The organism is Enterobacter sp. R4-368 (genome assembly GCF_000410515.1).
In the GTDB taxonomy this organism is placed as follows: domain Bacteria; phylum Pseudomonadota; class Gammaproteobacteria; order Enterobacterales; family Enterobacteriaceae; genus Kosakonia.
Map to the genome: position 1 here is coordinate 1,899,803 of NC_021500.1, position 13,486 is coordinate 1,913,288.

Annotated in this window: 17 protein-coding genes; 5 read left to right on the forward strand and 12 right to left on the reverse strand. The window is 56.5% G+C overall.

The genetic code is table 11. From position 1 onward, the window contains the following. The first annotated feature begins 82 nt into the window (after positions 1 to 82). Positions 83 to 280, forward strand: a complete 198-nt coding sequence (locus tag H650_RS25710; protein WP_189660102.1) for a hypothetical protein — start codon at positions 83 to 85, stop codon at positions 278 to 280. A 127-nt stretch (positions 281 to 407) separates the two neighbouring features. On the opposite strand, the gene H650_RS08930 is transcribed toward H650_RS25710, so the two are convergent. From H650_RS08930 to H650_RS08950, 5 genes are all read right to left on the reverse strand, one after another. Further along, on the reverse strand, positions 408 to 707 hold the full coding sequence (locus H650_RS08930; protein ID WP_020454950.1) for a helix-turn-helix domain-containing protein: 300 nt from the start codon (positions 705 to 707) through the stop codon (positions 408 to 410). After that, positions 695 to 1,057: a type II toxin-antitoxin system RelE/ParE family toxin gene (locus tag H650_RS08935; RefSeq protein ID WP_020454951.1), complete on the reverse strand. Its 363-nt coding sequence runs from the start codon at positions 1,055 to 1,057 to the stop codon at positions 695 to 697. Before H650_RS08935 ends, H650_RS08930 begins: the two co-directional genes overlap by 13 nt. Positions 1,058 to 1,163: 106 nt before the next feature. Beyond that, on the reverse strand, positions 1,164 to 1,871 hold the full coding sequence (locus H650_RS08940) for an ArsR/SmtB family transcription factor (RefSeq protein WP_020454952.1): 708 nt from the start codon (positions 1,869 to 1,871) through the stop codon (positions 1,164 to 1,166). Continuing rightward, entirely contained in the window at positions 1,868 to 2,260 is a 393-nt protein-coding gene (locus tag H650_RS08945; RefSeq protein WP_020454953.1) for a hypothetical protein, read from the reverse strand. The genes H650_RS08940 and H650_RS08945 overlap by 4 nt, the downstream gene beginning before the upstream one ends. A gap of 1 nt (position 2,261) precedes the next feature. Further along, a complete protein-coding gene (locus H650_RS08950; protein ID WP_020454954.1) occupies positions 2,262 to 2,576 on the reverse strand; it encodes an antibiotic biosynthesis monooxygenase family protein in 315 nt (104 codons plus the stop codon). Positions 2,577 to 2,807: 231 nt separating this feature from the next. Between H650_RS08950 and H650_RS08955 the strand changes: the two genes are divergently transcribed. After that, complete coding sequence (locus H650_RS08955) at positions 2,808 to 4,667, forward strand: beta-glucoside-specific PTS transporter subunit IIABC (protein ID WP_044489715.1); 1,860 nt, start codon at positions 2,808 to 2,810, stop codon at positions 4,665 to 4,667. Between the two features lie 39 nt (positions 4,668 to 4,706). After that, on the forward strand, positions 4,707 to 5,711 hold the full coding sequence (locus tag H650_RS08960) for a LacI family DNA-binding transcriptional regulator (RefSeq protein ID WP_020454956.1): 1,005 nt from the start codon (positions 4,707 to 4,709) through the stop codon (positions 5,709 to 5,711). Positions 5,712 to 5,727: 16 nt separating this feature from the next. Here H650_RS08960 and H650_RS08965 read toward each other — a convergent pair whose 3' ends face one another. Beyond that, positions 5,728 to 6,591, reverse strand: coding sequence for an aldo/keto reductase family oxidoreductase (locus H650_RS08965; protein WP_020454957.1), 864 nt, complete (start codon positions 6,589 to 6,591; stop codon positions 5,728 to 5,730). Positions 6,592 to 6,688: 97 nt separating this feature from the next. Here H650_RS08965 and H650_RS08970 point away from each other — a divergent pair, with 97 nt between their 5' ends. Both H650_RS08970 and H650_RS08975 read left to right on the forward strand, forming a co-directional pair. After that, a complete protein-coding gene (locus H650_RS08970) occupies positions 6,689 to 7,609 on the forward strand; it encodes a LysR family transcriptional regulator (protein WP_020454958.1) in 921 nt (306 codons plus the stop codon). Positions 7,610 to 7,659: 50 nt separating this feature from the next. Further along, complete coding sequence (locus tag H650_RS08975) at positions 7,660 to 8,616, forward strand: sensor domain-containing diguanylate cyclase (protein ID WP_020454959.1); 957 nt, start codon at positions 7,660 to 7,662, stop codon at positions 8,614 to 8,616. Between the two features lie 36 nt (positions 8,617 to 8,652). Here the strand turns inward: H650_RS08975 and hycI are convergent, their stop codons facing one another. From hycI to H650_RS09005, 6 genes are read right to left on the reverse strand one after another with little or no spacing between them, the layout of a single operon-like run. Beyond that, positions 8,653 to 9,108: a hydrogenase maturation peptidase HycI gene (gene hycI / locus H650_RS08980; RefSeq protein WP_020454960.1), complete on the reverse strand. Its 456-nt coding sequence runs from the start codon at positions 9,106 to 9,108 to the stop codon at positions 8,653 to 8,655. Next, entirely contained in the window at positions 9,101 to 9,511 is a 411-nt protein-coding gene (locus tag H650_RS08985; protein WP_020454961.1) for a formate hydrogenlyase maturation HycH family protein, read from the reverse strand. The genes hycI and H650_RS08985 overlap by 8 nt, the downstream gene beginning before the upstream one ends. Next, positions 9,511 to 10,275, reverse strand: a complete 765-nt coding sequence (locus tag H650_RS08990) for an NADH-quinone oxidoreductase subunit B family protein (protein WP_020454962.1) — start codon at positions 10,273 to 10,275, stop codon at positions 9,511 to 9,513. The genes H650_RS08985 and H650_RS08990 overlap by 1 nt, the downstream gene beginning before the upstream one ends. Continuing rightward, the gene (locus H650_RS08995) at positions 10,275 to 10,817 is read right to left on the reverse strand and encodes a formate hydrogenlyase complex iron-sulfur subunit (RefSeq protein WP_020454963.1); all 543 of its coding nucleotides are present in this window, start codon (positions 10,815 to 10,817) and stop codon (positions 10,275 to 10,277) included. Before H650_RS08995 ends, H650_RS08990 begins: the two co-directional genes overlap by 1 nt. A 16-nt stretch (positions 10,818 to 10,833) precedes the next feature. Then, positions 10,834 to 12,546 (reverse strand): formate hydrogenlyase subunit HycE, encoded by a 1,713-nt coding sequence (gene hycE / locus H650_RS09000; protein ID WP_020454964.1) that lies wholly within the window; start codon positions 12,544 to 12,546, stop codon positions 10,834 to 10,836. A 12-nt stretch (positions 12,547 to 12,558) separates the two neighbouring features. Continuing rightward, complete coding sequence (locus H650_RS09005) at positions 12,559 to 13,485, reverse strand: respiratory chain complex I subunit 1 family protein (RefSeq protein WP_020454965.1); 927 nt, start codon at positions 13,483 to 13,485, stop codon at positions 12,559 to 12,561. Position 13,486 lies beyond the last annotated feature (1 nt).

Here is a 13,486-nt window from a genome sequence, read left to right on the forward strand (position 1 = left end):
CTCGGGTTGTTGCGGTAATAGATCACCGGAATCAATTTTCCGGGATGATTGCGACCGAGATCCAGGGTATGGATGGGCACGTTTGATTCTTTTTGCTGTAGCTCTGGCCGTTTGTCGTGAACGCATTGGCCATCACAATATCGACCTTGGCCAAATCGTTCGGCGTTCCAGGAAAGGCAGTGACGATCTGCGCTTCAACCCACAGCGGATCGTTGTTGATTTTTCGGCTGAGGAAACAATCCCGGGTAAAGCATTAAACGACTGCCTCGATCATCGCTGAAAAAGGTATCCATACCCAATCCCATGAAAGAACGTGCATTTTCCTCACATCATCCAGTTTGCTTGTAGGAGCCGGATAAGGCGCCAATCGCCATCCGGCAATGTATTCACGGATTTTGGCATCAATATCAGATATGAAATGCAACGCGTTTACCCGTCGGCAATGTGATATCAATGCTTAACTCACCGCCTAACGCAGAGACATAGCGCTTGAGAGTAGAGAGACGGGGATCGTTGCCAGGCTGCTCTATCTTCGCCAGTGTCGGCTGTTTGACGCCCATGACTCCGGCAAGCTCGGTCTGGGAAATATTCAATTCTTCACGTAGCTGGCTCAATACAATGTTGCGGCGCAGCTCATTAACACGCTCTTCAATTCGCGCCTGGCTTTCAGGGCTGCGTTTCGCTAAAAGGTCGTCTAAGGTTGCCACGTTAACTCCTTATTTTGAATATAATTTTTGAACTCTGCGTCGGCAATTTTTATCATCTCTTTATAAAATCGTTTCTCGTTAACGCCCGTTTTATCTCCGGCGCACAACACAATAGCCCGCCGCGTAGAATCGAACGCAAAAAAGGCGCGAACGGGAGAACCTGCATACTGGATCCTCAACTCTTTCAAATTGCTATAGGTTGATCCTTTTACAGTATCAACATAGGGGCGCCCAAGCTGCGGGCCAAACTCACTCAGGATCCTGAAAACCGCTAAAACCTCATCCTGCAACAGTTCTGGCTGGATGCTAAACCACACATCAAAACGCTCCGTCGTAATCACTTGCCACATTGCCGTTCCCTCATAGCTTTCTTGCTATGAACGGAGATTATAGCCTGAAAGCTATGCAATCAAGGAAAGTTTAGCCATTCCTGAATGCGTGTCGACAATTTTCTTTTCACTCTTTCACACCAAACACCCGATAAAACGCAGTTTTTCCCTCTTCGGTTACCGTGACTTCACGATAACCGGGGGTTCTGCGCAGCCAGCCCTGCTGTTCAAAAGCAATCAGTAGCGCCGCGCCTGCATCGCCGCCGAGGTGAAAACGCCGCTCGCTCCAGTCCAGACAGGCGCAACAGGGTTTGCGCCGGGTGCGCGGATCGAGGGTGACGCCAATCTTCTCAAGGCTGCGTTTGCCTGAATCCGTCACCGCGCTGCCATCGTCAGTGATCCAGCCTTCACGCTGCATAAACGCATACACGCCAACGGCAATCTCACCGGCAAGATGATCATAACAAGTACGCGCCTGACGCAGCGCCAGCGGCGTGCGGGTGACAGGTGCCTGCACACCGCGCATGGATACACTCATCATCGTTTCCAGCAGCGCGGCGACATCGCTGCCTGCCAGCCGGTAGTAGCGGTGCCGTCCCTGCGACACGCAGACCAGCAGCCCGCTGACGAGCAGTTTTGCCAGATGCGCGCTGGCCGTTGACGCGGCAATATCCACCACCGCGCTCAACTCGGTCGCGGTCCACGCCCGCCCGTCCATTAACGCACAGAGCATTTTCGCCCGGGAAGGCTCCGCCATCGCGCTGGCAAGACCGGAGAGCATCTCCTCCAGCAGATGCGGTTGTTCCTGCGTTTTGCGTAGTTCATTGCCGGTCATTGCGGTTGTACGTCCCATCGTTGTGTTACCTCGCGCGCCAGCGGATCGTTATCGGTGAGCAGGATCAACCGGTTGTCATGATCGCTGTATTGCACAAGGATATTGATATTATATTGCGCGATCGTGCGGGCAATTTCGCCTAATTCGCCGGGACGCTCCTGCTTCAGTTTGCGGATAACCGGCAGGGTTACGGCATGTACCGTTAAACCCACAGCGGTTAACACTTCCCGGGCGCGCTCGCCGTCGGTCACCAGAAAGTGCGCATGGCATTGATCGCCTGCGGTAAACACACCGCCCCCTTCCAGCCCGACGCCATGTTTACCGAGCGTTTCACCAAGCCGTGCCAGTTCGCCCGGCGCATTATTCAGGGTAACGTGGACATCGTACATATTATGGCTTCTCCGGGGTTGATGCGTAATCGCGAAAAACCGTGGCAACACGGATGCGGTAGGACGAAAAAATGGCTTCCCGCCCTTCGCGCTGAGCCGCCTGGTGTAGCACATTGCTCTGCCAGGCGTGCACTGATGCTTCATCGCGCCACCATGACAGTGACAATATCTTCCCCTCGTGGCTCAGGCTCTGAAAACGTTCGATCGCGATAAACCCGTCGATGCCTGCCAGTATCGGCTTGAGTTCAGCGGCTAATTGCAGGTAACGCGCCTGCTTACCTGCGGCGATATCAGCTTCAAAAAGTACGGCGATCATAACGTGGCTCCTCATCAATAATGAGCCGCCAGTGTTGCGCAGATGCCGGGTCCACGCTTCGTCCCCTGACGAAATATGGCTGTCGATTTCCTCTCCCTAATACAAACCGAGAAGTGATTTAGCTCGCAGATCTCCATGAAACCGGTTGCAGGCGCGGTTTACCAGGTTAGCATGAAACCGGTTTCACCCAGTTACACCAACTCAGTTTCCGATAATAAAAGGGAAATAAAAATGGCCGTTATCAGGGATTACAACAAGTTAGCAAGTGATATCCTCCGCGAGGTCGGCGGTGAAGAGAACATCAGTAATTTCTCCCGCTGCGCTACGCGTCTGCGCCTGGTATTGAATCAAACGCCTGACACGGCGAAAGCCAACATCCAGAGCCTGCCAGGCGTGATTGCGGTTGTGGAAAGCGGCGGGCAATTTCAGGTGGTGATTGGCACCCACGTCGCCGATGTGTTTAATGCGTTGAGCGGTATGGTGAAAGAGAAAGACGGCAACGGAGCGCAGCCGAAAACCCGCTGGCTGGATGCGGTGATCGCCACCATGTCGGCGGTGTTCGCGCCGATTGTCTATATTCTTGCCGCCGCCGGGATTTTGCAGGGTTTACTGATTCTACTCGGGCTTGCCGATGCGCAGATCAAATCCTCCGGCACGTTTGCGGTGCTGAACTTTATGTCCTGGACACCCTTCGCATTCCTGCCGGTGTTCATCGCCATTACCGCCGCGCGTCATTTTAAATGTAACCCTTTTATTGCCGTGCTCTGTTGCTGCGCGTTAATCAACCCGGAGTGGACAGCGATGGCCGGGAAAATCGCCAGCGGCAGTGAAGTGAAATTCCTCTTTTTCCCGCTGGCGGAAACGGTTTATACCTCGTCAGTGCTGCCGCCGTTGTTCCTCGTCTGGGCGCTGTCGTGGTTTGAACGCCGCGTTGAAAAATGGCTGCCTGAAGTGGTGAGCCCGTTGTTTACACCGCTGCTCTGCTTCGTAGTCATTGTGCCGCTGACGTTAATTGTGATTGGCCCGATCACCAGTTGGGCTGCGCTTGGCGTCGCGCACGGTTATAACACGCTGTTCCACGCCGCACCGGCACTGGCGGCGGCGATTATCGGCGGTGTCTGGCAGGTGATTGTGATTTTTGGCGTCCACTGGGGCATTACGCCGGTGATCATGGCCAACTTCGATACTCAGGGCTATGACTCTTTCCAGGCCTATCAAACCATTGCGGTGATTGGTCAGATGGCGGCGGTATTCGGCGTGTTTATCAAAAGCCGCAACAAGCAGCTGAAGGCAACCTCGCTGTCGGCAGGCGTGACGGCGATTTTTGGTATTACCGAACCGGCGATTTATGGCGTGACGCTGCGCTTTAAAAAACCGTTTATCTGCGGCTGTATTGGCGGCGCGATTGGCGCAGTCGTCGCCAGCCTGTTTGGCAGTCTCTACTATGCTTATGCCGCACTGCCGGGTCTGTTCACGCTGGTCAACGCAATCAGCCCGGATGCGCCAATGTCGTTTATTGGCGAACTGGTGGGCGCGGGCACCGCGATTGTGCTAACCATTGTGATGGTGCAGTTTGTCGGGTTTGACGATCCGGTCGAAGCTGTGGTTTCTGATGAGAAAAACGCGGCGCTGACTGTCGGCTCCCTGCAAATGCTGAGCCCCATCAAAGGCGAAGTGATTGCGCTGGAAAGCGTCGCGGATGAAGCCTTTGCCGGAAAAGTGCTGGGCGATGGCGTCGCCATCATTCCGCACGAAGGTAAAGTTGTCGCCCCTTGTGATGCACAGGTCGCAACATTGATCGACTCTCATCACGCCATTGGCCTGATATGTGATAATGGCGCGGAATTACTGATTCATGTTGGGCTTAACACCGTCAATCTTCAGGGGCGATATTTTACGCCGCTGGTCAAAGAGGGTGACCGGGTTAGCGCCGGAACACCGCTGCTGACCTTTGATAAAGAATACATTGAGCGGGCAGGTTACGACCTGACCACGCCGGTGCTGGTGGTCAACAGCGAGGAGTTTACGCTCACTCGCCATCAGTCGCAGGGCGCTGTCAGCGCGGGAGTTCCGCTGATGTCGCTGGCCTGAAACTGGCCGCCGCAATAATAACAACAGTGAGGTTTAACGATGGTAACGATACTGGATGTCGCCAGGCTGGCCGGCGTCTCCAAAGCGACAGTATCGCGCGCGCTAAACGGCAAAGTTTTTGTCCGTGAGGAAGTGAAAGCCCGCATTATGCAGGCGATTGCCGAAACGGGTTATCGCCCCAATCAGCTGGCGCGCAATCTTGCCAACAATAAAACCAACTCTGTCGGGCTGGTCATCACCAACGGGCTGTATAACGGCCCGTTTTTCTCCAGCATGATTTACCACGCGGCGACCAACAGCGAGCAGCACGGCCGCCAACTGGTGCTGGCGGACGGAAAACACAGCGCGCAGGAAGAGCGCGACGCCATCGACCTGCTGCTGTCGCTGCGCTGTGAAGCGATCATGATCTACCCCAAATACCTGTCGGTCGCCGAACTCGATGAGATCATCGAACGCAACCCGACGCCAATCGTGGTGATCAACCGGGAACTTACCCGCCACCGCAACCAGTGCGTGTTTGTCGATCACCAGCAAGGCTGTGAAACAATGATGGAATACCTGTTAGCACAGGGGCATACGCGCATTGCGTTTGTTGCCGGTTCTGACGCCTCCCCTACCGGCGAGAGTCGTTTAGCCGGTTATCGTCATGCACTACGCAACGCCGGGATCGAACCCGACCCGCAACTGCTGGTGCGCGGTAGCTGGAGTACCGACAGCGGTTACGAGGCGGGGCGTGAACTGCTGGCGCGCAATGTACCGTTTACCTGCGTGCTGGCCGGGAACGACGATATGGCGATTGGCGTGGCGAAAGCCTGTTATGAAGCGGGTTTGCGGCTGCCACAGGATGTGTCGCTGGCCGGGTTTGATGATTCGGTTATCGGCAAATATTACAACCCGTCACTGACTACCATCCATGTTCCGATGGAGGAGATGATCCGTAACGCCATCGAAATGGTTCTGATGCCAGAGGCGACTGCCATTAGCGCTCATCGGGGCGAGCTGGTGTGCCGTGAGTCGGTGATTGCGCCTAAAACTGCCCGGTAAACCGGGCAGTTTCTGATTACGCCTGCGCGATAGCGTCGAGTTTCGCCAGCGCATCCGGCGGCAAAGTGAGTTGCGCGCTGGCGAGGTTTTCCTGCAAATGCTGCGGTGACGACGTACCAGGGATCAGCAGGATATTCGGCGAGCGCTGCAACAACCAGGCCAGCGCTACCTGCATCGGCGTGGCACCAAGCGTAGTCGCGACTTCATTCAACTCGCCTGACTGCAACGGCGTAAAGCCGCCGAGCGGGAAGAACGGCACATAGGCGATCCCCTGCGCATTCAACGAATCAATCAGCGCGTCGTCATGGCGGTTCGCCACGTTATAGAGGTTCTGCACGCAGACAATCGGCGTCATTTTCTGCGCATCCGCCACCTGTTTCGCCGTCACGTTGCTCAGACCAATATGGCGAATCAGCCCGCGCTCTTTCAGCTTAATCAAAGCCTCCAGCGGCGCTTCAAGCGGCCCCTCTTCCGGCCCATGCACGCCGAACATGGCGCGCAGGTTCACCACTTCCATCACTTCAAGGCCGAGATTTCGCAGATTATCTTCAACGGCTTGCGTTAACTCTTCAGCGCTGAATGCGGGCAACCAGTTGGCTTTATCATCACGGCGCGCGCCGACTTTGGTGACAATGCACAGATCATCCGGGTACGGATGCAGTGCCTGCTTAATCAATTTATTGGTGACATGCGGGCCGTAAAAATCGCTGGTGTCGATATGGTTCACGCCTGCGGCAATCACATCGCGTAGCACCTGCAACGCTTTCGCTTCATCAGCGGGCGGCCCAAACACGCCGGGCCCCGCCAGTTGCATGGCACCGTAACCCAGGCGACCAACCTGGCGATCGCCCAGACGAAAGGTAAGTGAAGGTTGAGACATGGAGTACCTCCTGTGCATTAAGTAAACAGATTGTAGGAGTATCGTTGCTGTGCAACAATCCGCTGAAATTAATACACACTGTACGGTTAACCGAACAATGAAGCTGGATTTCGCCCTGCTAAACGCCATTGTGGCGGTCGCTAACGCCGGAGGCTTTCGCGAAGCCGCACGCGTGACCGGCACCAACCCTTCCCGCCTGAGTGATGCGGTGCGCCGCGCTGAACAGCAGCTCGGCGTGCGCCTGTTTAACCGCACCACCCGCACCGTGGCGCTAACCGATGCGGGTAAAGCGCTGATGGAGCGACTGCAACCGGCGATGAGCGAAGTGGACGCGGCGCTCGATGCCATTAACCGTTACCGATCAACACCCAGCGGTACGCTGCGCCTGAACGTGCCGGTCAGCGCTGCCCGGCTGGTGTTGCCCGCCATCGTACCCGCCTTTCTGGCGCACTATCCGGACATTCAGCTGGAAATCGTGGCTGAAAGTAACGTGCAGGATGTCTTTCGCGATAGCTGTGACGCGGGCATCCGCTATGACGAATGTCTGGAGCAGGATATGGTCGCACTGCCTATCGGCCCGCGTCGCCAGCGTTTTGTCGCCGCCGCCTCGCCCCATTACCTGCAACAACATGGCATACCGCAACATCCACGCGATCTGATTGCGCATAACTGCATTCGCGGCCGCTATGCCAGCGGCGTGATGCCGGAGTGGGAGTTCGAGCGCGATGGCGAAACATTGCGCGTACAGGTCAATGGCACCTTAGTGGTTAGCGTCGGCGCGGCAATGGATCTGGCCGTGCAAGCCGCGATTGCCGGAAGCGGCATTATTTATCTGTTTGAAGAGTGGTTGCACTCACCGATTGAACGCGGCGAACTGACGCCGGTGCTGGAACCCTGGTGGTTGTCGTTTAACGGCCCGTACCTCTATTACAACTCCCGGCGGCTAATTCCTGCGCCTTTACAGGCGTTTATCGATTTTGTGCGCGCACAGGCAAGTTACGGATATATAACGCGATGATCAGAAGAACTGTCTACACTTTAGGAAACAGAACAGAGCGAGGATGAGCTATGATCTTTCCGGCCATGCCAGTCAATGAAATCGAGCGGCTGAAGTCCCTATATATGATGGATTTGCTTGATAAAAAGGATGATGAGCGCTTTGACCGGTTAACCCGTACGGCGAAGACCACCTTTGACGTACCGATCGCGGTCATCAGCCTGCTCGATCGCGATCGTCAGTGGTTACTGTCGCGCAGCGGTGTCGATACTCACGAAACGCCGCGCAATCTCTCCTTTTGCGCACACGCCATCCTCGAAGAGGGGACTTTCATTGTGAAAGATACCCTCGCCGATCCGCGTTTTGCCGATAACCCGTTTGTCATTGGTGAGCCCTGGGTGCGCTTTTACGCTGGCTGCCCGGTGCGCCTGCCGGACGGGGCTATTGCCGGGACGATTTGTATTATCGACACTTACCCGCGCCCGTTCTCCAGTGCGGAAATCAACACTCTGCTCGACTTCGCCGCCATCGTGGAAGATGAATTTTTGATCCTCAGTATGGCGATGACCGACAGCCTGACCGGGATGCCAAACAGCCGTGGTTTTTACCGCACCGGCGAGAAGCGCTTTGCCTGGCTAAAAGAGCATAAAAAACCCTTCAGCCTGCTCTATTTCAGCATTGATAATCTGAAAGCCATCAATGAGTTGCTGGGCAGCAAAGAGGGCGATGAGGTGGTAAAAATCTTCGCCAGCAACCTGACAAAATGTATTAAAGAGCAGGATATCGCCGCGCGTCTGGGCGGCGGGGAGTTTGCGGTGCTGCTGGGAAATCTCGCCGTGAATGATGTGGATGCGTTTTTATTCGATCTGCAATCGCGGATGGACGCCATCGATCATCTGTCCGGTAAGAATTACCACATCAACTATTCGCACGGCATTATCGAAAACGGCGGCAGTCGATACGCCACGCTGCGCGATATGCTGGAAGACTGCGACAAAGTGATGTACGCGGAAAAGCGTCGTCGTTAGTCGTTAAATAACTGCGCCGGACAACCGGCGCACCGTTTACAAATTGTCGAACCCGCCGTTACCTTCCCAGCCCGCCAGCCGCTGGTAGATACATTCCACCGCCGCTTTTACCGGCGGCGTCATCGGGTAGTAAAACCCGACAATATCCGGCTGAATGCCAAGAAAAATCACCTCGCCGATATCCTCTTTCAACTGATCAATCAGATAGTTGAGCGGCATATTGTGGGTGGTCATCAGGAACATTTCGGCAATGTTATCCGGGTCCACCACGCGGATATCGCCGGGGTTGAGCCCCATATCGGTCGCATCGACAATCAGCAGCCGCGAGGGTTTCAGTTCGCGAATCGCCACCACATCGTTTTCCGGCGCGCTGCCACCATCAATCACCTGCCAGTTACCTTGCGGGTTTTCGGCGCACATTTGCGCCAGCAACGGGCCTGCGCCATCGTCGCCCATCATACTGTTGCCGACACACAGCAATACGTCAGTCACGTAATCTCCTCACCATTAAATAGATGGCGCTTTCCTGATGGATATCATGCAGCATCGACAGCAGCGCTTTACTCCAGGCGAGCTGCTGCGCATTTTGCCGGGTCTGTGCCCGATCAAAGGCGTTTGCCAGCAGCATCACGTGCGTGCTGTCGATAACAATTTCGCCGTAGCGCGGCACGCCTTCCATTTTGCGCCGCGCTTCGCTGCCTGCCTCCAGCGTGGCGATCCACGCAAGGTAATCCTCCCACGGGCAGGAGAGCGCCGTTTCCAGGCAGTCGATCACCCCCAAATGGTGGCCGATAGCCAGGCTGTAATAAACCACTTGCTGCGCCTGTGCGGGTGTAGCGTCGTTCTCGTCGATAAATTTACGCCGCAACTGGCTAAAGACCACCGATTCGCCCATCAGATTTTCGCCTCCTGCACCACCTGGTTCAGATGGCTGACTATCTCGGTCAGGCGCGGATCGTTTTCCTGCGCCAGCCAGTTCACCACTTCATGTTCGCCGACGCTTCGCAAACGCATAAAGTCATCGGCAATCTGGCGGCCGTAGCGGTAACCCGCCAGCCGACGCGCGGTGCGATCCACTTTCACGCGCAGGGGCTGCACCATCGCCGGGTGCAAAATCTCGGCCGGCTGGTCGTCCTGCTCACCAGGCAGACGAGCATGGATTTTCTGCTCCAGCAAGCCCAGCGCCATGGCGAAACCATACAATGTGGCCGCGGGCGTTGGCGGGCAGCCGGGTATATAGACATCCACCGGAACAATCTTGTCGGTGCCGCCCCACACGCAGTACAGGTCGTGGAAGATACCACCGCTGTTACCGCACGCGCCGTAGGAGATACAGATTTTGGGATCCGGCGCAGATTGCCAGGCCCGCAGCGCAGGTGAGCGCATGGCGCGGGTTACCGCGCCGGTGAACAGCAGAATGTCGGCATGGCGCGGTGACGGAACCACTTTGATACCGAAGCGTTCTGCGTCAAACAGCGGTGAAAGTGTGGCAAAAATCTCGATTTCGCAGCCGTTGCAACCGCCGCAATCCACGCGGTAGACATAGGCGGATCGTTTGATCTTATTCAGCAGCGAGGCTTTCATGCTGGCGATGGACTCCTCCACCGTCATCGGTACCGGAATACCGTCCGCATCGCGCGGACCTAACAGCTGGCTCATTAGCTGGCCTCTCTCATATGGCGGGTCAATTCAATCCGGTCGGACGGCACCAGACACTTCTGGCGCTTACACTCCGGGCAGGTTTCAAAACTTTCACGGTGCAGCTCTGCCCGGCTATCGCCGTTATGCGCCAGCAGCGCGATGGCGTAGTCGATCTCTTTCTGCACCGCGAATGGTCGGGCGCATTCGCGGCACTGGCACAGTTCAAAGCGCGACTGTTGCAGGAAATCCGCTTTGTTCCACACCGCCAGCTCATACTCCTGCGAAAGCGTGATAGCCGCCGTCGGGCACACTTCTTCGCAACGGGCGCAGAAAATGCAGCGCCCCAGGTTGAACTGCCACGCCAGCTCACCGGTGGCCAGATCGGTCTCCACCGACAGCGCATTCGACGGGCAGGCATTGACGCACGCCGCACAGCCAATGCACTGCTGCGGGTTGTGCTGCGGTTTGCCGCGAAAGTTTTTGTCGACCGGCACTGGCGACAGCGGGTAATCGCTGGTTGCCGTACCGGTTTTGATCACTTTTTTGATAAAGGTAAACATCGCTACCGTTCCCCCCTCACGATTTCAACGGCGAGTTCTTACGCTCAACCCCGTAACGCTCCAGCTCTTTGTAAGCCACGACCTTGCTTTTCTTCTTACGCACGTCCACCACCGTCATGCGGTCGGTGCATGAATAGCAGGGGTCGAGGCTGCCAATGATCAGCGGGGCGTCGGAAACCGTGTTGCCGCGCAGCATATAGCGCAGCGTCGGCCAGTTGGCGTATGTCGCCGCACGGCAGCGCCAGCGGTAAAGTTTCTGGTTATCGCCGGTCATGCTCCAGTGGATGTCATCTCCGCGAGGCGCTTCAGAGAAACCGAGCGCGAAGCGGTGCGGAATGTAGGTAAAGCCTTCCACCATCAGCGGACCGCCAGGCAGGTTGTCGAGACCGTAATCGATCATATTGAGCGCGGTCAGCACTTCATTAATGCGTACTTTCAGACGTGAAATTACATCGCAGCCCTGTTCGGTGTGCACAGTCATCGGCAGCAGGCCGTAACCGACAAACGGATGATCGGCGCGGGTATCGCGGGCGTGTCCGCTGGCGCGCACCATCGGGCCGACGTTACTGAAATCGCGGGCGATTTGCGGGTCAAGGCGGCCAATACCCACGGTGCGCTGTTCAATGTTCGGCGTACTCATCAGCACATCGACCAGTTCAGTCACATCGCGACGCATCTGCTGCGCTAACTGGCGAGTCTGGATCATGTCCTCTTTCAACATGTCGCGACGGATACCGCCAATCAGGTTCAGACCGTAAGTTTTACGCGCCCCGGTGAGGATTTCCGCCATTTTCATGGAGGCTTCGCGCACGCGGAAAAACTGCATAAACCCGGAATCAAAGCCGACAAAGTGACAGGCCAGACCGAGGTTGAGCAAGTGCGAGTGCAGGCGTTCCACTTCGAGCAAAATGGCGCGGATCATCTGCGCGCGTTCCGGCACCACAATGCCCATCGCGTTTTCAACCGAAGTGGTATAGGCCGTGCTGTGGGCAAAGCCGCAGATACCGCAGACGCGATCGGAAAGAAAAGTGACTTCGTTGTAACCCATGCGGGTTTCCGCCAGCTTCTCCATGCCACGATGGACGTAAAACATGCGGTAGTCGGCATCGACAATATTCTCGCCGTCAACAAACAGGCGGAAATGGCCCGGTTCGTCCGAGGTCACATGCAGCGGGCCAATCGGCACCACATTGTTTTTCTTATCGCCCAGCTCGTTAATGAACTCGTAGGTTTCCGCATCAGTGGTCGGCGCGGGACGCTGGCGATAGTCCATGCTGTCTTTACGCAGCGGGTAGAGTTCATCCGGCCAGTCATCCGGCAGCACCAGGCGGCGCTCATCCGGCAGACCCACCGGGATCAGGCCGTACATATCGCGCACTTCGCGCTCGCCCCACACCGCTGCCGGCACGCGCGGCGTTACCGACGGGTATTCCGCTTTCAGCGCGTCCACTTCCACACGCACCGTGATCCAGCACTTCACGCCCTGCTCCATCGACAGCACGTAATAAACGGCGAAATGGCCGTTCAGCTTGCGTTCGTCATTGCCAAACAACACCGAAAGCCAGCCGCCCTGCTGATAGTAAAGGTACTCCACGACTTCCGGCAGGTAGTTCACTTTGACGGTGACCGTTATCTGGTCTTTGGTCTGCCACGCTTCATCCAGCACCACCCCGGGAAATTTCTCGTGCAGGGCAGCAAGATAGTGTTGACCGATTTTTTCTTCAGACATGCTCAAACTCTCTTAATACGTCGCCAGCAAGGAGACGAAGGCTAAAAAGGCGACGCCGAAACCGGCCCAGGTTACGCGCGATGTGGCAACAAAACGCAGACGCGCCATGCTGTTCTCAAACAGGGCGATAATCAGCACGCCAGCGACCAGTTTCACCACGGCGATCGCCAGCGCCAGCAGCAAACCGGCGGCGCTAAAAGTGGTCATTTGCCCCCAGGGCAGAAACACGCCAACAAACAGTTGCAGCACCACCAGTTGTTTCAGGATGATGCCCCACTTCAGCACCGCGAAACCGCTGCCGCTGTACTCAGACAGCGGCCCTTCCTGCAACTCCTGCTCCGCTTCCGCGAGATCAAACGGCAGTTTGCCCATTTCGATAAAGGTGGCGAACGCGCAGGCGCAGAGCGCCAGCAACAGAGGAATGCTGCGAGAGAGCGGCCAGTGATACACGGTATTGGTGATGTGGCTGATGTGCGTGGAACCGGCGACCAGCGCCGCCACCCACAGACCAAGCAGCAAAATCGGCTCGACCAGCACGCCGAGCATCGCTTCGCGGCTCGCACCAAGGCCGGTAAACGGGCTGCCGGTATCAAGCCCGGCGATGGCAAAGAAAAAGCGGGCAATAGCGAACAGGTAAATCAGGGTGATCAGATCGCCAAGTTCCGGTAGCGGTGAGGCGACCGTCACCACCGGTAACGCGGTCGCGACGGTCAGCATGACGCCCACCATCACAAACGGCGTCAGGCGAAATACCCAGCCAGACGCCGCCGGAGCAATACTTTGCCGCCCCAGCAGTTTCAGCAGATCGCGGTATTCCTGCAGCACGCCCGGCCCGCGCCGGTTGTGCAAACGCGCACGCGCCACGCGGCTGATGCCGGAAAGCAGCGGCGCTGCGGCAAACAACACCAGCGCCTGTAGTAAAGCAAACAGAAAACTCATT